Source organism: Saccharopolyspora sp. 6M (assembly GCF_020176775.1).
Lineage (GTDB): Bacteria > Actinomycetota > Actinomycetes > Mycobacteriales > Pseudonocardiaceae > Saccharopolyspora_C > Saccharopolyspora_C gregorii.
In genome coordinates, this window is sequence record NZ_JAIUJZ010000128.1 from 1 (window position 1) to 19,329 (window position 19,329).

The 19,329-nt window shown below is 72.9% G+C and carries 14 protein-coding genes and 1 pseudogene; 8 read left to right on the plus strand and 7 right to left on the minus strand.

From position 1 onward, the window contains the following. Positions 1-867: 867 nt before the first annotated feature. From LCD31_RS17485 to LCD31_RS17510, 6 genes and pseudogenes are all read left to right on the plus strand, one after another. Positions 868-1,944, plus strand: coding sequence for a FecCD family ABC transporter permease (locus tag LCD31_RS17485; RefSeq protein WP_373690003.1), 1,077 nt, complete (start codon positions 868-870; stop codon positions 1,942-1,944). Beyond that, a complete protein-coding gene (locus LCD31_RS17490; RefSeq protein WP_224959471.1) occupies positions 1,941-3,032 on the plus strand; it encodes an iron chelate uptake ABC transporter family permease subunit in 1,092 nt (363 codons plus the stop codon). Before LCD31_RS17485 ends, LCD31_RS17490 begins: the two co-directional genes overlap by 4 nt. Further along, the gene (locus LCD31_RS17495; protein WP_224959474.1) at positions 3,029-3,883 is read left to right on the plus strand and encodes an ABC transporter ATP-binding protein; all 855 of its coding nucleotides are present in this window, start codon (positions 3,029-3,031) and stop codon (positions 3,881-3,883) included. Before LCD31_RS17490 ends, LCD31_RS17495 begins: the two co-directional genes overlap by 4 nt. Positions 3,884-4,170: 287 nt before the next feature. Further along, positions 4,171-6,729 (plus strand): ATP-dependent Clp protease ATP-binding subunit, encoded by a 2,559-nt coding sequence (locus tag LCD31_RS17500; protein ID WP_224959476.1) that lies wholly within the window; start codon positions 4,171-4,173, stop codon positions 6,727-6,729. Positions 6,730-6,770: 41 nt separating this feature from the next. Beyond that, complete coding sequence (locus LCD31_RS17505; protein WP_224959478.1) at positions 6,771-7,526, plus strand: DUF5753 domain-containing protein; 756 nt, start codon at positions 6,771-6,773, stop codon at positions 7,524-7,526. Then, positions 7,526-7,591: pseudogene (locus LCD31_RS17510) on the plus strand (DUF397 domain-containing protein); the annotation flags it as partial. The gene LCD31_RS17505 and the pseudogene LCD31_RS17510, both read left to right, overlap by 1 nt. A gap of 194 nt (positions 7,592-7,785) precedes the next feature. Here LCD31_RS17510 and LCD31_RS17515 read toward each other — a convergent pair. Then, positions 7,786-8,514, minus strand: a complete 729-nt coding sequence (locus tag LCD31_RS17515) for a DedA family protein (RefSeq protein ID WP_224959480.1) — start codon at positions 8,512-8,514, stop codon at positions 7,786-7,788. 587 nt (positions 8,515-9,101) lie between these two features. Here LCD31_RS17515 and LCD31_RS17520 point away from each other — a divergent pair. Further along, positions 9,102-12,221 (plus strand): BTAD domain-containing putative transcriptional regulator, encoded by a 3,120-nt coding sequence (locus LCD31_RS17520; RefSeq protein ID WP_224959482.1) that lies wholly within the window; start codon positions 9,102-9,104, stop codon positions 12,219-12,221. 41 nt (positions 12,222-12,262) lie between these two features. On the opposite strand, the gene LCD31_RS17525 is transcribed toward LCD31_RS17520, so the two are convergent. Then, entirely contained in the window at positions 12,263-13,087 is an 825-nt protein-coding gene (locus LCD31_RS17525; protein WP_224959484.1) for an ABC transporter permease, read from the minus strand. Continuing rightward, positions 13,084-14,040 (minus strand): ATP-binding cassette domain-containing protein, encoded by a 957-nt coding sequence (locus tag LCD31_RS17530; RefSeq protein WP_224959486.1) that lies wholly within the window; start codon positions 14,038-14,040, stop codon positions 13,084-13,086. The genes LCD31_RS17525 and LCD31_RS17530 overlap by 4 nt, the downstream gene beginning before the upstream one ends. 106 nt (positions 14,041-14,146) lie before the next feature. On the opposite strand from LCD31_RS17530, the gene LCD31_RS17535 reads away from it, so the two are divergent. Then, entirely contained in the window at positions 14,147-15,133 is a 987-nt protein-coding gene (locus tag LCD31_RS17535; protein ID WP_224959488.1) for an endonuclease/exonuclease/phosphatase family protein, read from the plus strand. Between the two features lie 220 nt (positions 15,134-15,353). Here LCD31_RS17535 and LCD31_RS17540 read toward each other — a convergent pair whose 3' ends face one another. Genes LCD31_RS17540 through LCD31_RS17555 form a run of 4 tightly spaced genes read right to left on the minus strand, consistent with a single transcriptional unit; the run spans position 15,354 to position 19,230 of the window. Then, on the minus strand, positions 15,354-16,187 hold the full coding sequence (locus LCD31_RS17540) for a Sir2 family NAD-dependent protein deacetylase (RefSeq protein ID WP_224959490.1): 834 nt from the start codon (positions 16,185-16,187) through the stop codon (positions 15,354-15,356). Positions 16,188-16,241: 54 nt separating this feature from the next. Beyond that, on the minus strand, positions 16,242-16,550 hold the full coding sequence (locus LCD31_RS17545) for an antibiotic biosynthesis monooxygenase (RefSeq protein WP_224959492.1): 309 nt from the start codon (positions 16,548-16,550) through the stop codon (positions 16,242-16,244). A 50-nt stretch (positions 16,551-16,600) separates the two neighbouring features. After that, positions 16,601-18,541 carry a YhgE/Pip family protein gene (locus LCD31_RS17550; protein ID WP_224959494.1) on the minus strand — a complete coding sequence of 647 codons (1,941 nt, stop codon included), beginning with the start codon at positions 18,539-18,541 and terminating at the stop codon, positions 16,601-16,603. Further along, positions 18,538-19,230: an ATP-binding cassette domain-containing protein gene (locus tag LCD31_RS17555; protein ID WP_224959496.1), complete on the minus strand. Its 693-nt coding sequence runs from the start codon at positions 19,228-19,230 to the stop codon at positions 18,538-18,540. The genes LCD31_RS17550 and LCD31_RS17555 overlap by 4 nt, the downstream gene beginning before the upstream one ends. Positions 19,231-19,329 lie beyond the last annotated feature (99 nt).

Consider the following 19,329-nt stretch of genomic DNA (forward strand, 5'->3'; position numbering starts at 1 on the left):
CCCCCTGCGCGTTGCCGGAGCCGCTCCGCGGCGGGCTTCCGCGGCGGTTCCGCGATCCGGTTCGGCCGCGGAACCCGGCATCGGGTTCCCCAGCACCTGATCCGCCGCATCCGATCCGGGTTCGGCCCGCTCCACCGGATGCCGGATCCGGATTCTTCCCGGCGGGCCCGCCACCGATCCGATGTTCGTTCGCGCCAGGAATGCTGATGAACCGCCGCGACCGGCCGCGGCCCGTTCCCGGATCGGAATGCCGCGGCCGATGCGCGGCCGAGTCCCGTTCGCCGCGGGTCCGGTTGGTCGCGCCCGAACGTTCCGGCCGGGGCCTCGACTGTTTGCGCGCGCCGGTGCCGCCGCTGGGGGGCCGATGATGTTCCGCGCGTTCGGCCGCCGATTCTCGCTCTCTTCCGCGTCCGGGTGCGGGCGTTCCGCGTCGATTCCGCGAACGTCCGCCTGCCGTCCGGGGTATCCGGTCGCCCGCGCGGTGAAATCGGGGCCGGCGGTGTTCGTGAACGGGATTCACGAGCCTGATCCGTTCGGCGCTATCGCCGGGATTTCATCCGTCGAGCGCCCGTGGTCGCCGCAAGATTGCCGGGTGGCGGACTCGGTCGATCCGCGCAGGCGAGGGAAAACCCTCGAAGATCGGCTTCCGGAATCGATGCGGAACACGGGAAATCGGTTTCCGATCGGAGGTTCCGGCGGGGTCGCACCCGTCGTCCTGGTCTCGGCGGAGTGATCGCGGCGTGACGCGGAGTACGTCCGCGAGCTCCGGAGAATCGGTCCACCCGCCGGGACCCGTCGGCTAGCCTTAGGTCGGCCTAACCTAACTTGGGGCCGAGTGGCGGAACCGGACGACGTGGGAGTGGGACCTTGAGCCGCAGCGGAACCGTCGGGAGCCCGCCCGGCACCGAGCGCGATGCGCCGGAAGCACCGGCCGCGCGGCTCGGCGCGCGCCGCAGGCGCAGGCTGCTCGGTCTGGGCGTGCTGCTCGGCGTGCTCGTGGTCAGCTGCGCGCTGAGCATCGCCGTCGGCGCCAAGTCCATCCCGCTCGGCGACGTGTGGACCGAGCTGGTCGCGCCCGCGGGCTCGGAGAACGCCCTGATCATCTGGGAGCTGCGGCTGCCGCGCACCGTCGTCGGCGTGCTCGTCGGCGCCGCGCTCGGGCTCGCCGGCGCGCTGATGCAGGGGCACACCCGCAACCCCATCGCCGATCCCGGCATCCTCGGCATCACCCAGGGCGCGGCGCTCGCGGTGGTGCTGGCGGTGTACGCGTTCGGCATCAGCAGCCTGTTCGGCTACATCTGGTTCGGCTTCGGCGGGGCGCTGCTGGGCGCGCTGGCGGTGTTCGCGATCGGCTCGATGGGCCGGGCCGGCGCCACCCCGGTGACGCTGGCGCTCGCGGGCATGGCGATCAGCGCGCTGCTGCAGGCGCTGACCTCGGCGCTGGTGCTCAGCGACCAGCAGAGCCTGGACACCTACCGGTTCTGGAAGGTCGGGTCGATCGCGGTCACCGATCCCGCGGTCATCTGGCAGGTGCTGCCGTTCCTGGTCGTCGGGCTCGTGCTGGGGCTGGCGAACTCGACCGGGCTCAACGCGCTGTCGCTGGGCGACGACGTGGCCCGCGGTCTCGGGCACCGGGTCGAGGTGACCCGGCGGCTCGGCGTGCTGGCGATCGCGGTGCTGGTGGGTGCCTCGGCCGCGGTGTGCGGGCCGATCAGCTTCGTGGGCCTGGTGGTGCCGCACATCGCGCGGTTCTTCACCGGCGCCGACCACCGCTGGCTGCTGCCCTTCGCGGCGCTGATGGGCTCGTCGCTGGTGCTGCTCGCGGACATCGCGGGCCGGTTGGTCGCACGGCCGGCCGAAGTCCAGGTCGGGGTGATGCTGGCGATGGTCGGCGCCCCGTTCTTCATCGCGTTGGTGCGGCGCAGGAAGCTGGTGCGGCTGTGACTCAGGTTCTCGATGCCCCCGGACGACGGGTCGCCGGTCGGCGACCGCTGCGGGTGGGGCCGGTCTCCGGGGTGCTGCGGCCGCGGCCGCTGCTGGTGCTGCTCGGCGGGCTGGTGGTGCTGCTGGCCTGCGTGCTGCTGGACATCGGGCTCGGCGAGTACCAGCTGAGCCCCGGGCAGGTGCTGGTCACGCTGTTCGGCGGCGGCGACTACGCCGACCACTACGTGGTGTTCGGGCTGCGGATGCCGCGGGCGCTGACCGCGGTGCTGGTGGGCGCGGCGCTGGGCCTGTCCGGCGCGATCACGCAGGCCGTGGCGCGCAACCCGCTGGCCAGCCCGGACATGCTCGGCATCACCTCGGGTGCCGGGGCCGCCGCGGTCGCGGTGATCGTGTTCGGCGGTACCGCGGGCGCGCTGGGCGGGTTCGCCGAGGCCGTGGGCCTGCCGATGATCGCGCTCGCCGGCGGGCTGGTGGCCGGGCTCGCGATCTACGGGCTGGCGTACCGCGGCGGGGTCGACTCGTACCGGATCGTGCTGGTCGGCGTGGGCGTCACCGCGCTCGCCGGGAACGCCATCTACTGGCTGCTCACGGTGGGCGACGTGAACGACGCCGGGCGGGCGATGGTGTGGCTGACGGGCAGCCTCAACGCCCGCGGCTGGGACCACGTGGTGCCGACGGCGATCGCGCTGGCCGTGCTTCTGCCGCTGACCCTGCTGGGCGCGCACGCGCTCGGCGCCCTGCAGTTCGACGACGACACGGTGCGCGGCCTCGGCCTGCGGAGGGACCTCTCGCGCGGCCTGCTGCTGCTCGCCGCCGTGGTGCTGGCCTCGATCGCGACCGCGGCGGCCGGTCCGGTGCAGTTCGTGGCGCTGGCGGCGCCGCAGATCGCGCTGCGGCTGTCCCGGTCCGCGCGACCACCGCTGGTGTCCTCGCTGGTGTTCGGCGGCGCCCTGGTGGTGGCGGCCGACCTGCTGTCCAGGACGGCGTTCGGCGCGGCGGAGATGCCGGTGGGCATCGTCACCGCGATCTTGGGCGCGCCGTACCTGATCTACTTGCTCATCCGTCGGTACCGGGAGGACCGCGCATGACCTCACCCGTGTCCACACCCAGCCAGGAAGCGGCCGGTGCCGGGCGTCGGCAGCGGCTCCAGGGCGAGCGGCTGCGGCTGGCCTACGGCGATCGGGTCGTCGTGGACGGCCTCGACATCGACGTGCCGGACGGCACCATCACCGCCGTGATCGGCCCGAACGGTTGCGGCAAGTCCACGGTGCTGCGGGCGCTGGCCCGGTTGCTGGCGCCGCAGAGCGGGCAGGTGCTGCTCGACGGCAAGCAGATCCACAAGATGCCCACCAAGGAGGTCGCGCGCGTGCTCGGCCTGCTGCCGCAGACGCCGCAGGCGCCGGAGGGGCTCACGGTGGCGGACCTGGTCGCGCGGGGCAGGCACCCGCACCAGGCCTGGTACCGGCAGTGGTCCTCGGACGACGAGCAGGCTGTGGCGGAGGCGCTGGAGCTCACCGGCATCGGCGACCTCGCCGAGCGCGCGGTGGACGAGCTCTCCGGCGGCCAGCGCCAGCGCGCCTGGCTGTCGATGGCGCTGGCCCAGGGCACCGACCTGCTGCTGCTGGACGAGCCGACGACGTACCTGGACCTGGCGCACCAGGTGGAGGTGCTGGACCTGGTCGGCCGGTTGCACGACGAGAGCGGCCGCACCGTGGTGATGGTGCTGCACGACCTGAACCTGGCGGCCCGCTACGCGGACCGGCTGGTCGCGATGCGCGACGGTGCGATCGTCGCGCAGGGCGCGCCCGACGAGGTGCTCACCGAGGAATTGCTGGCGGACGTCTTCAGCCTGAACGCCCGGGTCATCCCCGACCCGGTGACGGGTACGCCGATGGTGGTACCGATTGGTGGCAGAGCGGCGTCCACCGTGCGAGATTGAGTCGACCGTGGCCACCTGAACGAGTGGACGAGCGCCGCGGCTCCGGGTCTTGTTCGCGCTCAGCGGACATCGGCCCCCACTCGGGTCAGAGCGGAATGCCGCAGGTCGGCAGCTCGTTGGACGACAGGCAAGGCGGCGAACGGGTGCGGCGGGCTGCCAGCGGGTCCGGACTCCGCCGGGGTGCGGCTACTACAGTGGACCCCAGAGTGCTGAACCCTTCGCGGGCATCGGCGAGCAGGAGCCGTGTCCCGGTACAACACCGCCGGCGCAGCAGTCAGGGAGTGCGAATGTTCGAGAGGTTCACCGACCGCGCGAGGCGGGTGGTCGTCCTGGCCCAAGAAGAGGCCCGGATGCTCAACCACAACTACATCGGCACCGAGCACATCCTCCTGGGCTTGATCCACGAGGGTGAGGGTGTCGCCGCCAAGGCGCTGGAGTCGCTGGGGATCGCCCTGGAAGGCGTGCGGCAGCAGGTCGAGGAGATCATCGGCCAAGGCCAGCAGGCCCCGAGCGGTCACATCCCGTTCACCCCACGGGCCAAGAAGGTGCTGGAGCTGTCGCTGCGGGAGGCGTTGCAGCTCGGCCACAACTACATCGGGACCGAGCACATCCTGCTCGGGCTGATCCGCGAGGGCGAGGGCGTCGCCGCCCAGGTGCTCGTCAAGCTCGGCGCGGACCTGAACCGGGTGCGCCAGCAGGTGCTGCAGCTGCTGTCCGGGTACCAGGGCAAGGAGCCCGCCGAGGCCGGTGGCCGCGGCGAGGGCACCCCGTCGTCGTCGCTGGTCCTGGACCAGTTCGGCCGGAACCTGACGCAGAGCGCCCGCGAGTCGAAGCTCGACCCGGTCATCGGCCGGGACAAGGAGATCGAGCGCATCATGCAGGTGCTCTCGCGGCGCACCAAGAACAACCCGGTGCTCATCGGCGAGGCCGGCGTCGGCAAGACCGCCGTCGTCGAGGGCCTGGCGCAGAAGGTCGTCAAGGGCGAGGTGCCCGAGACGCTGAAGGACAAGCAGCTCTACACGCTCGACCTGGGCTCGTTGGTCGCCGGTTCCCGCTACCGCGGTGACTTCGAGGAGCGCCTGAAGAAGGTGCTCAAGGAGATCAAGACCCGCGGCGACATCATCCTGTTCATCGACGAGATCCACACCCTCGTCGGAGCGGGAGCGGCCGAAGGCGCCATAGACGCCGCGAGCATCCTCAAGCCGATGCTGGCCCGCGGTGAGCTGCAGACCATCGGTGCGACCACGCTCGAGGAGTACCGCAAGTACGTCGAGAAGGACCCGGCCCTGGAACGCCGCTTCCAGCCGATCCAGGTCGGCGAGCCCTCGCTGGAACACACCATCGAGATCCTCAAGGGCCTGCGCGACCGGTACGAGGCGCACCACCGGGTGTCCATCACCGACGGCGCGCTGGTCGCGGCCTCGACGCTGGCGGACCGGTACATCAACGACCGCTACCTGCCGGACAAGGCGATCGACCTGATCGACGAGGCCGGGGCCCGGATGCGCATCCGCCGGATGACCGCTCCGCCGGACCTGCGCGAGTTCGACGAGAAGATCGCCGACGTGCGCCGGGACAAGGAGTCGGCCATCGACGGCCAGGACTTCGAGCGGGCCGCGCGCCTCCGCGACGAGGAGAAGACCCTCCTCGGGCAGAAGGAGGAGCGCGAGACCCAGTGGAAGGCCGGTGACCTGGACGTCGTCGCGGAGGTCGACGACGAGCAGATCGCCGAGGTGCTGGCCAACTGGACCGGCATCCCCGTCTTCAAGCTCACCGAGGAGGAGACCACCCGTCTGCTCCGCATGGAGGACGAGCTGCACAAGCGGATCATCGGCCAGGACGACGCGGTCAAGGCCGTGTCCCAGGCGATCCGCCGCACCCGCGCCGGGCTGAAGGACCCGAAGCGTCCCTCGGGCTCGTTCATCTTCGCCGGTCCGTCCGGTGTCGGTAAGACCGAGCTGTCGAAGGCGCTGGCCGAGTTCCTGTTCGGCGACGACGACGCGCTCGTGCAGATCGACATGGGTGAGTTCCACGACCGCTACACCGCCTCGCGGCTGTTCGGCGCCCCTCCGGGCTACGTCGGCTACGAGGAGGGCGGCCAGCTCACCGAGAAGGTCCGCCGCAAGCCGTTCTCCGTGGTCCTGTTCGACGAGATCGAGAAGGCCCACCAGGAGATCTACAACACGCTGCTGCAGGTGTTGGAGGACGGCCGCCTGACCGACGGCCAGGGCCGCACGGTGGACTTCAAGAACACGGTGCTGATCTTCACCTCGAACCTCGGGACCCAGGACATCTCGAAGGCCGTGGGCCTCGGGTTCTCCGCGGGCAACTCCGCCGACTCGAACTACGAGCGGATGAAGTCCAAGGTCCACGAGGAGATGAAGAAGCACTTCCGTCCGGAGTTCCTCAACCGGATCGACGACGTCATCGTCTTCCACCAGCTCACCGAGAACGAGATCATCCAGATGGTCGACCTCCTCGCGGGCCGGGTGGAGAAGGCGCTGCGGGGCAAGGACATGTCCCTGGAGCTGACGACGAAGGCGAAGAAGCTGCTCGCCAAGCGCGGCTTCGACCCGGTGCTGGGTGCCCGGCCGCTGCGCCGCACCATCCAGCGCGACATCGAGGACCGGCTGTCCGAGAAGATCCTGTTCGGCGAGATCGAAGCCGGGCAGATCGTCATCGTGGACGTCGACAACTGGGACGGCGAGGGCAAGGACGACGAGGCGGTGTTCACCTTCCGCGGTGAGCAGAAGCCGTCCACCGTCCCGGACTCGCCGCCGGTGGACCTGGCGTCCTCGGGCGGTTCCGCGGAGGAGTCCTCGCGGGAGGACAACTCCGAGGAGTGACCCCGGATCCCTGATCCGAACGCGGCCCCCGCACCACACCGGTGCGGGGGCCGCTTCGCGTTCGGCACCGGTCGCGGCGGGTTCGGGCGGGCGGGTCGTCCGATCCCGTTGGGCGAACGGTCCGTTCACCCGTCTTCGTCGAGCGCGCCGTCGCGCTGACGCTCGGCCTGCAAGCGCGCAAGCGCACCCGCGGCCCGACCTGCCCCGACGACCTGCCGCGTTCCTTCGAGCGGCTCGCCGACCTGCAGGCCGACGCTGGCGCGATCGGCTTCTACGACACCGGGATCGTGCCCGGCCTCGCGCAATCCGCCGACTACCCGCGAGCGGTGTTCACCGCGTGCGACGGGATCTGGTGGCCGTCCTCGGCGGCGGAGGTCCAGCGGCGGCTGGCTTTCCGGCTCGAACAACAGCGACGCGTGTTGGAAGCCCCCGAGTCCAAGGACATCGCGTTGGTGCTGACCGAAACGGCCCTCGACCAGGTCGTCGGCAGCCCGGAGGTGTTGCGCGGCCAGCTTGAGCACCTGCTCGACCTTGGCGAGCGATCGGACGTCACGCTTCAGCTCGTCGAGCGCAACGCGCCGAGCAATCCGCTGCTGGGCGGTGGGCTCATCACGCTGGATTTCGGTGGCACCGCACCGAGAATCGCGTTCAACGCCTCGCACGGCCCGGCGACCTACCATGATCGCGAAGAGGACACCGTGCCGATGTTCCGAGCGATGGAACGAGTTCGAGGGCTCGCGTTGTCCTCGGAGGAGTCGGCTGATCGCCTCGCGGCGAAGTTGAAGGAAGTGCAGTGATGGGTTACGACACCGGCTGGTTCAAGAGCACCCGAAGCTCCGGGTCCAGCAATGCGTGCGTCGAGGTTCGCTTAACCGCCCGTGGTGTGTTCGTGCGTGATTCGCGAAGGATCCCGAGGGCGGTCGGCTCTCGGCGTCGGTCACTCCGCCTGGCGCCGGTTCCTCGCCGAGCTGCCCGGCGCTCGCTGAGCCGCTCCGTGTCAGGTGAGTGGCCCATCCGACCAGCGGGACCGGGTGGATGGGCCACTCGTCCGGCCGGTCAGCGGATGCGGGGGAGCTGCTGGGTGGGGATCTCGTCGGCGGAGATGCGGGGGAGTTCGTCGGTGATGTCGTCGGCCGCGTCCTGCTCGCGGCGGTCGCGGCGGAGGCGGGCGACGACGAAGTAGATGAGGGCCACCACGACCGCGCCGACGACGACCTTGGAAACGATCCCCGCGTACTCCTCGACCAGGTACCAGTTCTCGCCGAGCAGGTAACCGGCCACCACGAACAGTGTGTTCCAGATCAGGCTGCCCAAGCCGGTGAACAGCACGAACGTCGGCAGCGCCATCTTCTCCACGCCGGCGGGCAGCGAGATGAAGCTGCGGAACAGCGGGATCATCCGGCCCAGGAACACGGCCTTCACCCCGTGCTTCGCGAACCAGGCCTCGGTGCGGTCGACGTCGGCGACCTTCACCAGCGGCAGCCGCGCGGCGATCCGCCGCATCCGGTCCCGGCCGAGCGAGGCGCCGAGCCAGTACAGGACGAGGGCGCCGACGATCGAGCCGATCGTCGTCCACAGCACCGCCGAGACGATGTTCATGTCGCCCCGGCTGGCGGCGAACCCGGCCAGCGGCAGGATCAGCTCGCTGGGGATCGGCGGGAACACGTTCTCCAGCGCGATGATCAGACCGGCGCCGGGGCCGCCCAGGGTCTCCATCACGCTGACGACCCAACCGGTGAACCCGGTCGGCTCGGCGGCGGCAGCGGCCAGTGCGGTCGAGTGCATCGAGGCTCCGAACATCGGCGGGGAGGGAGGTCGGCTGGGGTCTCGGTGGGCAGCGCCCGTGCTGGGCGGCGGGGCCGGTCGCTGAACCGCCGGTTCACGCCGACCGCGCCCGCGCGCCGAGCGGAACCGCTGGGCGCGAATCATGCGGTATGTCCGTTGTTCCATGATTCCAGCACGGTGGGAGTGCTTCCCTGTGATCCCCCTCGCACGGCCGCTCCACCGGTCGCCGCGTTGCTGTGGACAACTGCACTTCCTGTGGATGGAGCTGTGGACAACTCGGGGACAGGTCCGTCGTCGGGAGGACCGCCGGGCGGGCCGGTGCCGACGATCGCCGTCCCTCGATCGCGGCGTGGCGAAGGAGGTGCCGCTGACCTGTGGAAACGTGGTTCCCGGTGTGCTGCGGTCCGGGGTGCGCGATCCGGCCGCCGCGGTGTCCTCGCAGCTCAGCAAGGCTGTTCCGGGTTGTGGATCAGCTGTGGGTGATCCGCCCGATCCACCGAGTTGTCCACAGGCCGGGCGGCCCGGTGCACACCCGGCTCGACCTGCGCCGCCCCGGCCCCTGCGAAGCTGGGCGGGTGCGAGTGGCGATGCTGGGACCGTTCCGGCTGCGCGCGGCCGACGGCGAACCCGTCGAGGTCGGCGGGCGGCGGGTCCGCGCCCTGATCGCCCGGCTCGCGCTCGACGCGGGACGACCGGTGCCCGCCGACACGCTCATCGCCGACCTCTGGGGCGCCGCGCAACCGGCCGCCGCTGTGAACGCGCTGCAGACGCTCGTCTCCCGCGCCCGCCGCGCCACCGGGGACCTGCGGCTGACCTCCACGGCCGCGGGCTACGTCCTGGACGTCGCGGGCGACGACGTCGACGTGCACCGGTTCGACCGGTTGGTGGCGACGGGCCGGGCCCGGCTGCGCTCCGGCGAGGCCGCCGGTGCCGCCGACGTGCTGCGGGAGGCGCTGGCGCTGTGGCGCGGCGACCCGCTCGTCGACGTCGCCGACGCGGCGTTCGCGGCCCCCCACGTCGCGCGGCTCGACGAAGCCCGGCTGGGCGCGCGGGAGGACCGGATCGAAGCGGACCTGCGGATCGGCAGGCACGCGGACCTGATCCCCGAACTGGACGGGCTCTGCGCGCGACACCCGCTGCGCGAACGGCTCATCGCACTGCGGCTGCGGGCCCTGCACGCCGCCGGTCGCCGCGCCGACGCGCTCGCCGCGTACGAGGCGCACCGCTCCCGGCTCGCCGGCGACCTCGGCACCGACCCCTCGACGTCGTTGACCGCGCTGCGCGCCGAGCTGCTGCGCGACGAGCCCGCGCCGCCGCCCGCCCCGGCGGCGCACCAGGCCCTCCCGGTCCGGCTGAGCAGCTTCGTCGGGCGCGAGGCCGAGATCGCGCAGGTCGGCGCCGCGCTCGCCCGGTCCCGGCTGGTCACCCTGTTCGGCCCGGGCGGGGCGGGCAAGACGCGGCTGGCCACCGAGATCGCCGCCGAGCTCACCGGCCACCGGGTGTGGTTCGCCGAGCTCGCGCCGGTGCGCGACGGGGGTGACCTCACCGCGGCCGTGCTCGCCGCGCTCGGCATCCGCGAGACCCGGCTGCTGGAGGCACCGCAGTCGCACGGCGCCGCCCGCCTCGCCGAGGCACTCGGCGCCGAACCGGCCGTGCTCGTCCTCGACAACTGCGAGCACGTCATCGAGGAGGCCGCCGGGTTCGCGCACGAACTCCTCGGCCGCCGCCCCGAGCTCCGGGTGCTCGCCACCAGCCGCGAACCGCTCGCGCTGCCTGGGGAGGAACTGCTGCCGGTGGGGCCGCTCGCCCTGCCCGCCGACGGGACGGACCCGGCCGCGGCGGCCGCCGTGCGGTTGTTCGCGGACCGGGCCGCCGCCGCGAGCCCCGGGTTCGAGCTCACCGAGCGCACCGCGCCCGACGTCGTCGAGGTGTGCCGGCGGCTCGACGGCATCCCGCTGGCCATCGAACTCGCCGCCGCCCGGCTGCGGTCGATGCCGCTGCGGCAGATCGCCGCGCGGCTCGACGACCGGTTCCGGCTGCTCACCGGCGGGAACCGGGCGGCGATGCCGCGGCACCGCACGCTGCGGGCCGTCGTCGAGTGGAGCTGGGACCTGCTCGACGAGCGGGAGCGGCGGCTCGCGGCCCGGATGGCCGTGTTCACCGGCGCGGTCCGCGCCGAATCGGTGACCGCGGTGTGCGCCGACGACGAGCTGCCCGCCGCTGACGTCTTCTACGTGCTGTCCTCGCTGGTGGAGAAGTCCCTGGTGACCGCGGTCGAGAACGGCCGCTACCGGATGCTGGAGACGGTGCGCGCCTACTGCTGGCAGCGCTGCCTCGACGACGGAGCGGCCGACCGGGCCCGCGACGCGCACCTCGCCCACTTCCTCGCCGTCGCCGAAGAGACCCAACCGGGCCTGCACGGGCCCGAGCAGCTCGACCTGATGGACCGGCTCGACGCCGACCACGACAACCTGCTGGCCGCGCTGCACCGGGCCGTCGACGCGGGCGACGCCGACCGCGGGCTGCGGTTGGTGGCCGCGCTGTCCTGGTACTGGTCGATGTCCGCGTGGAGCGAGGAGGTGCTCGCCCGGTTCACGGCCGTCGCCGAGCTGCCCGGCCCCGCCGCACCGCAGGCCAGGGCGGTGGTGCGGCTCGGACGCGCGCTGGCGGGCACCGGCGACGGCTGGTTCGAGCAGGTGCGGGACGGTGCCGTCGCGGCGGCGGAGAGCGGGGCGATGCACCGCTACCCGCACTCCGTCCTGCTGGAGGCGGGGGCGTGGCTGTTCCTCGGCGAGTTCACCGAGCTGCGGCGCGTCGTCGAGCTCGCCACCGCGCACCCCGACCCGTGGGTGCGGGCCACGGCGGTGTTCGAGCAGGCGATCAGCGCCGAGCACGGCGGCGATCCGCGGACCGCGGAGGAGCACATGCGCACCGCGGCGGACGCGTTCCGCCGGATCGGCGATCGGTGGGGGCGGGCGCAGAGCATCAGCAGCCTCGCCGGCTACCGCTCGCTGCGCGGTGATCACGCGGGCGCCATCGACCTGCTGGCGGAGGCGCTGGAAACGATCCGGCAGCTGCGCTCCGACGTCGACCTGGTCGCGATCATGGTGCGCATCGGGGTGGAGCGGGTGCGGGCCGGGGACTTCGGCCGCGGTCGCGCCGAACTGGAACGGGCCGGGGAGATCGCGGCGCGCGGCAGGCCGTGGTTCGCGGTGTGGGCGTTGACCGGCCTCGCCGAATGCGCGCGGCTGGAAGGCGGACCGGACGAGGCCGAGCGGTACCTGGACGAGGCGGACCGCATCGGCACGGACGAGCAAGAAGGCGCCCTGCTGCGTCCGGCACTGCTGCGGCAACGCGCCGGGGTCCTGCTCGACCGGGGGCGCCCGGACGAGGCTCCGGCGCTGCTCGCGAAGGCCCTCGACGGCGGTGCCGGCATCCGGAGCGCGCCGGAGGCGGCGGCCGTCGCGGAGTGCGCGGCGCGCTGGCGGTGGAACGCCGGCGACCAGCCCGGGGCGGCGCGGCTGCTCGGGCTGGCCGTCGCGCTGCGCGGCGCCCTCGACGAAGGCGACCCGGACGTGCGCCGGACCCGGGACGGCCTGGCGTCCACCGGAGAACCGCACCGGGCGGTGTTCGACGCCGCGACGGCGCAGCCGAGGGCCGCGGCCCTCGCCGAGCTCCGCTCCGCACTGGACCGCGACCAGCGGTGAAGCCGGGCGGGAGACCCCCGAGAGCCTCCCGCCCGGCGGGCTCACACCCGCTTCCGGTAGGCCCACATCGCCAGCGGGAAGAACACCGCCGTCAACACCACCATCCAGATCACGGTCGCCGTCAGCGGCCCGGCCACCGGCCCGCCGATCATCAGCCCGCGCGCGGTGTCCGCCAGCTGCGTCACCGGGTTCACCTGCACCCACGCCTGCAGCCAGCCGGGCATCGTCTCCGTCGGCACGAACACGTTGCTGCCCATCGTCAGCGGGAACATGAACGCCATCGCCACGCCCGGCAGCGCCTGCTGGCTGCGGATCAGCATCCCGAGGAACACCGTGATCCAGCACATCGACAGCGCGAACGCCAACGCGACCAGGAACGCGGCGAACGCCTGCAGCGGCCCGGTCTCGATGCGGAACCCCATCAGCGTCGCCACGGCCAGCAGCACCGCCACCGACACCACGTAGCGCACCACGTCGCCGAACACCGCCCCGATCAGCGGCGCCGAGCGGGCGATGGGCAGGCTGCGGAACCGGTCGAAGACGCCCTTGCTGATGTCGGTGTTGAGCTGCATCCCGGTGCCGAGGCTGCCGAAGATCATGTTCATCGCCATCACACCCGGTAACGTCTGCTGCAGGTAGGCGCCGGTGTCCTGGGCGATCGCACCGCCGAACAGGTACACGAACATCACCAGGAACAGGATCGGCTGCAACGTGACGTCCAGCAGCCCCTCCGGCGACTTGCGGATCTTGAGCACGCTGCGCCCGGCGAGCGTCAGCCCGTGCCGCACGGTGCGCAGCGGTCCGATGCGCTCCTGCGGCGGCGGGGACGGCTCGGCCCCGGTGCCGCGTTCGATCGTGCTGGTCATGCTGCGGTCCCCTCCTCCGCGGCGGGCTTCCCGGTCAGGGCGAGGAACGCCTCGTCCAGGCTGGGCAGCCGCAAGGCCAGTTCATCGGCGGTGATCCCCGCGTCGTCGAGCCTGCGGACCAGGGCCGACAGCAGCACCGGATCGTCCACCGGGGCGGTGATGAGGCCGCCCTCGTCGTCGGTCGCGGGCTGCACGCCGGTGAGCTCGGCGACGATGCGCCGCACCTCCGGCACGTCCTCGGCACCGCTGGGCCGCACCTGCAGGGTCTGCTTGCCGGTGCGCCGCTTGAGCTCGTCGGCGCGGCCCTCGGCCACCACCCGGCCGTGGTCGATCACGCTGATCCGGTCGGCGAGCTGGTCGGCCTCCTCCAGGTACTGGGTGGTCAGCAGCACCGTGACGCCTTCGCCGGTGAGCCCGGTGACCATGTCCCACACCTGGTTGCGGCTGCGCGGGTCCAGCCCGGTCGTCGGCTCGTCCAGGTACAGCACCTCCGGCCTGCCCACGATGCTCGCCGCCAGGTCGAGCCGCCTGCGCATGCCGCCCGAGTAGGTCTTGATCGCGCGACCGCCCGCGTCGGTGAGCCCGAAGCGCTCCAGCAGCTCCGCCGCGCGCGCCCGCGCGTCCCGCCGGGACAGCTCCAGCAACCGGCCGATGAGCACCAGGTTCTCCACCCCGGTCAGCTCCTCGTCCACCGAAGCGTACTGCCCGGTCAGCCCGATGCGGCCGCGCACCGCCACCGCCTCCCGATGCAGGTCGCGCCCCGCCACGGTGGCCCGGCCCGCGTCCGGCCGCAGCAGCGTCGCCAGGATGCGCACCGCCGTCGTCTTGCCCGCGCCGTTCGGCCCGAGCACCCCCAGGATCGAGCCGGTCGGCGCGGCCAGGTCGACGCCGTCGAGCGCGGTGGTCGCGCCGAAGCGCTTCACCAGGCCCTCGGCCTGGATCGCATAGGACATGCCGCCTCCTCGATTCGTTATGCTCCCCACCATCGGGGGTGGCGCTGACAGCGCGCGCACAGCGCGCTGGCAGCGCGGGTGAGCCGCACGACATCGGGGGTGCTGGATGGGCGCGGCGGTCGCCGAACCCGACGCCGGATCCGCGCGCAGGAGCGGATGCGCCACCGCGCTGTTCCTGCTGGCCGTGATCGGCACCGCCGCGTGGGCGGCCCCTGTGCTGCTGGGGTTCGACACCGCGAACCGCTACCTGATCGCGCTGACCGCGACCCTGCCGTACGCCGTGCCGGTGGGGGTGGTGCTGACCGTGCTGGGCCTGGCGCTGCGCCGGTGGCTGAGCACGCTGCTCGTGGGGCTGCTGTCGGTGGTGCTGGCGGTCCTGGTGCTCCCCCGGGCGATCCCGGACTCGCCGACGCCGGTGCAAGGTTCACCGCTGCGCGTGCTGTCGGTCAACCTGTTTTTCGGCCAGGCCGACGCGGAACGGGTCGTGGACCTGGTGCGGGACGGGCGGATCGACGTGCTCAGCCTGCAGGAGCTCACCCCGGAGGCCGTCGCCGCGCTGGACCGGGCCGGGCTCGCGGCACTGCTGCCGCACCGGGTGCTGCACAGCGGACCGCGGGCGGACGGCAGCGGCATCGCCTCCCGGTTCCCGCTGCGCGAGCTGGCGCTGGTGCCGCCGACCTCGCTGGCCCAGCCGTCCGCGCTGATCCGGCTGCCGGGCGGCCGCGAGGTCGAGTTCGTCGCGGTGCACCCGCTCTACCCGATGGGCGCGGACACGGCCGGTCGCTGGCGGCAGGAGATCGACGCGATGCCGCGGCCGCCGGGGGAGCGCGCCGCGCCGCGGATCCTCGCCGGGGACTTCAACGCGACGCTGGACAACTCGCCGCTGCGGGCGCTGCTCGGCGGCGGCTACTCCGACGTCGCGGAGGTCACCGGGGACGGGCTGGCCCCGACCTGGGGTGCGGGCTGGACGCCGCGCGTCACCATCGACCACGTGCTGGTCAGCGAGGGCCTGGTGGCGCAGGGCTACCAGGTGCACGACGTGCCCGGCAGCGACCACCGGGCGATCAGCGCCCACCTGGTGGTCTCTGGCTGAGGCTGCGCCGGACTCGTCCTGCTCCGGGGGCGGGGTGGCGGAACCTCAGTGGCTCCGCCACGAGGGAAAAGCCGTCCTCGCGAGAATCCCGCTGAGAACCCGCGGGTGGTCCGGAAGCGTGCGTGGTCGGCGGCTCAGCGCTTCGCGCTGACGGGAAGCGAACACGATCTGCGGTGGCGCGGTTCTGCTCGCCGGGTGTTGTGCTCGCAGTGGCGGGCGGTCACGCGTTGAGCGAGGCGTCGATGGCGCGCAGGGCCGGTAGCGCCGGTTCCGGGAGGGACAGGCCGCGACCGTGCCGCACGTCGGGTTCGCGCGGGTTGATGCGGATCAGCGCGCCGGAGGCGGCCGAGGCCAGTTCGGCGTGCCTGCGCACCGTCGGCACCGCGGTGCCCGCGCCGAGCTCCACCACCACCAGCCGTGCCGCCCGCAACGAGCGCCGCCACTCCTGCAGGGCGTCCAGCCGCGGCTGCGCGTCCCCGGCGACCCAGCTCCAGTCCCCGAACATCAGGATGTTCGGCCGCGCCGTGCCGCCGCAGTTCCGGCAGACGGGCAGCGGTGGTTCCGCGCGCATCGTCGCCGGATCGACCCGCACCGAGACGTTGGCCGCCGACCACACGTCGTCCGTGCACGGTTCCAGGCACTGCAACCGGTGGATGCTGCCGTGGCACTCGGCGACGTGCTCCGGGGCGAACCCGGCCGCCTGGAACTGGCCGTCGACGTTCGAGGTGAACACCCGGGCGCCGAGCGGCATCCGCCGCGCCCACCGGTGCAGGATCGCGAAGCCCTCGTGCGGCACCGTCTCGCGGTACAGCCCCAGCCGGTGCCCGTAGAAACCCCACGCCAGCTCGGGGTCCTCGGCGAAGTGCACCGGATCGGCCACCTCGACGAAGCTCAACCCGAGCCGCTCGTACGGCGGGTACGCCCGCCAGAAACCGGTGTCGCCGCGGAAGTCCGGGAGCCCGGAGTCGACGCCGATCCCGGCGCCCGCGCACACCAGCAGCGCTTCCGCCCCGGCGACGGATTCCGCCGCCGCGGCGATCGCGTCCGTGCTCACCGCGCTCCTCCACCTCGAATCCCGGGCGGGCGCGGCGCCCGCCCGGGAGGTCGCTCACGCGTCCTTGTGCTTGGCCTGCACGACCTCGAACTCCAGCAGGCTGGAACCGGTGGCGACGGTGTTCTTGTGCTCGCCGGAGTGCGCGGCCTTCGCCGGACCCTGCGCCCAGTTCTGGAAGTCCTCTTCGGACTCCCACTTCGTGTAGACGAAGTACCGGTTGTCGCCCTGCACGGGCCGCAGCAGCTCGAAGCCGAGGAACCCGGGGGAGTCCTCCACCGAGCCGTGGCGCCCGGCGAAGCGCTTCTCCAGTTCGGGGCCGGAGCCCTCGGGGACCTCGATCGCGTTGATCTTCACAACAGCCATGCACCCAGCCTACGGGCCCGCACGGGGCATGACGAGCAGCGCAGCGGGGCTCACAGTTCGAGCTGCGGGTGCAGCCTGCCGATCGTCCACGTCCGGTGCCGCAGCACCACCAGCGACGTCAGCACCAGGAACCCGACGAGCACGCCGCCCAGCACGATCGCGTCCCGCGCCAGGTGCGCGGGCTCGCCACCGGTGAACGCGACTCGCAGGCCGTCCACCAGGTAGCTCATCGGCAGCACCGCGTGCAGCGCCTGGAACGGCGCCGGGGCCGTCTCCACCGGGTACAGCCCGCCGGATGCGGTGATCTGCACCAGCAGCAGCGCCACCGAGACGAGCCCGCCGACCACGCCGAACGCCGCCCGCAGGAAGTGGTTCACCGCGGTGAACGCGGCCGCCGCCAGCGCGACCAGCCCCACCGCCGAAGGCAGGTCCACCGGGTCCAGCCCCAGCCCCAGGTCCATCGCGCCCAGCAGCACCAGCCCGCCGATCACCCCGAGCACCGCCGCGGGCAGCAGGCCGCCGACGGCGATCGACAGCGGATTGGTGCGCCCGCCCAGCGCCCGCTGGTTCAGCGGGGTGAACAGCAGGTAGGCGAACAACCCGAACACCCACAGCGCGATCGCGAAGAACAGCGGCGCCACCCCGCGCCCGTACACGTCGGCGGAGTTCAGCGTCGTCGCCCGCACCGCCGACGGCGTGCCCAGCTCGGAGGAGGCCCGCGCGACCTCCGTCGGCCCGGCGGGCGGCATCCGGTCCAGGCTGTCCCGCACCTGGTCGGCGAGTCGCCGCGCCCCGTCGTTGAGCTGCCCCGAGCTGGTCTGCGCGACACCGATGTTCGCGACCAGCGCGTTCACGCCCTGGGTGAGCCCGCCGGAGCCGCCGGTGAGCTCCGCGGAGGCGAGCCGCAACCGGCTCGCGGGCTCGGCGAGGTCGTTCGCCGCCTCCTGCAGCGGTGCCAGCTCGTCGCGCAGCGCCAGCGCCCGGTCCTGGGCTTCGGCGGCGGAGCGCTGCGCGTCCCGCGCCGTGCCGTCGAGCGCCGAGGTGGTGGAGGCGAGCCGCCGCGCGTCGGCCAGCGCGGACCGGTACGCGGGATCGTCGGCCAGGCCCGGGTGCCGCTGGGCCAGCTGCTCCAGCGCCCCGGCCGATCCGCCTGCCTGCCGCTGGGCCGCCGCGGCCCCGCCGGAGATCGAATTCAGGTCGGCGACCGCGGAGGAGCTCGCGTCCAGCAGCGCATCGGTGGTGGCGGGCAGCTGCTGCCCGGTGAAGTCGGTGATCGAGGACAGCTTGTCGTCGAGCTCGGCGGAGGCAGCCGCGACGTCCCGGACCCCGCCGGACACCCGGCCCGCGCCGTCCCGCACCCCGCTGAGCCCGCGGGCCAGCGCCCCGGTGCTCTGCTTGCTCAGCTGGGTGCCCTGCACCAGCTGCTCGGAGACCTCCGACGCGGTGCCGAGCTTGCCGCGCACCTCGCCGAGGTCGCCGTACAGCCCGCGCGCGTAGGCGGCGTACGCGGCGGCGTTGATCTGGTTCTGCAGCTCGTAGCGCGCCGCGTCCGCCATGATCCCGGCCAGGTGACCGTTGGCGTCGTTCCTGGTCAGCAGCACCGCGGGGCGCTGCGGGGAGCTGCGCGTGGACTGCGCCAGCCGGGTGCTGAAGTCCTCCGGGACGCGGATCGTGAAGTAGTAGCGGCCGTCCTCCAGCCCGCTGCGCGCGGTGCCCGCGTCGACGAAGTGCCACTGGAACGTGTCGGTGGTGCGCAGCTGCTGCACGAACTGCTCGCCGGCGTTGATCTGCTCCCCGTTGTGATCGGCGGGCCGGTCGGAGTTGACCACCGCCACCGGCACCTGCGCGGTCCGCCCGTACGGGTCCCAGTTGGACCACAGGAACAGCACGCCGTACAGCAGCGGGACGAGGATCAGCACGGCGGGCGCGAACCGGCGCCACGGCCCGCGGAAGCGCCGCAGCTCCAGCCACGCCAGGTAGATCGCCTTCATCGGAGGTCCTCGCCCGCGGTGGAGCTGAACAGCGGCAGCCCGCCGGTGTCGTCGCCGAAGTCGACGACGTTGTACGGCAACCGGATCAGCACGTCCGCCTCCGAACCGGGTTCGGTGGCGCTGGCCAGCACGGTCGTCCCGGTGTCCGCGACGGCCCGCAGCGCCGACCACACCCGGTTGCGCCCGGAGGGCAGCAGCCCGGCGGTCACGTCGTCCACCACGATCCCCGGCGGGCCGCCCGCGGTGGCGAGCGCGATCGCGAGCAGCAGCCGGTCGTCCGGGTAGAGCTCGTCGATCAGCGCGGCCCGGTCGACGTCCACCCCGACCAGCGCCAGCGCCCGGTCCACGTCCTGCGCGCTGACGCGGGCGGTGATGCGGCGCTCCCGGACGGCCTCCCGGACCCGGAGCCTGCCGTCCAGCTCGAAACCGGGGGAGAGGCGGGCGGGGACGACGACCTTGCGCACCAGGCCGGCGCGGCGCGGGGCCTCATCGATCTCGATGCGCCCGGCGACGGTGCGCAGCCTGCCGGACAGCGCGAGCAGCAGCGAGGTGCGGCCGGTGCCGCCCTCGCCGAGGACGACGGCGAGTTCGCCCGGGTACACGCGGGCGTCGACGTTCTCGAAGACGATGCCCTCCGGTCCGGTGGCCGTGATCCCGCGCGCCACGATGCTCACGCCTTCGACGTCCATCTCGCTCCTCACGCCGCGTGACAGGATGCCGGTCCAAAGTGGCCCCTCACCTGGGCGGGAGCAACTCGGGCGAGCACCCCTCGTAGTCCACAGTGGAGG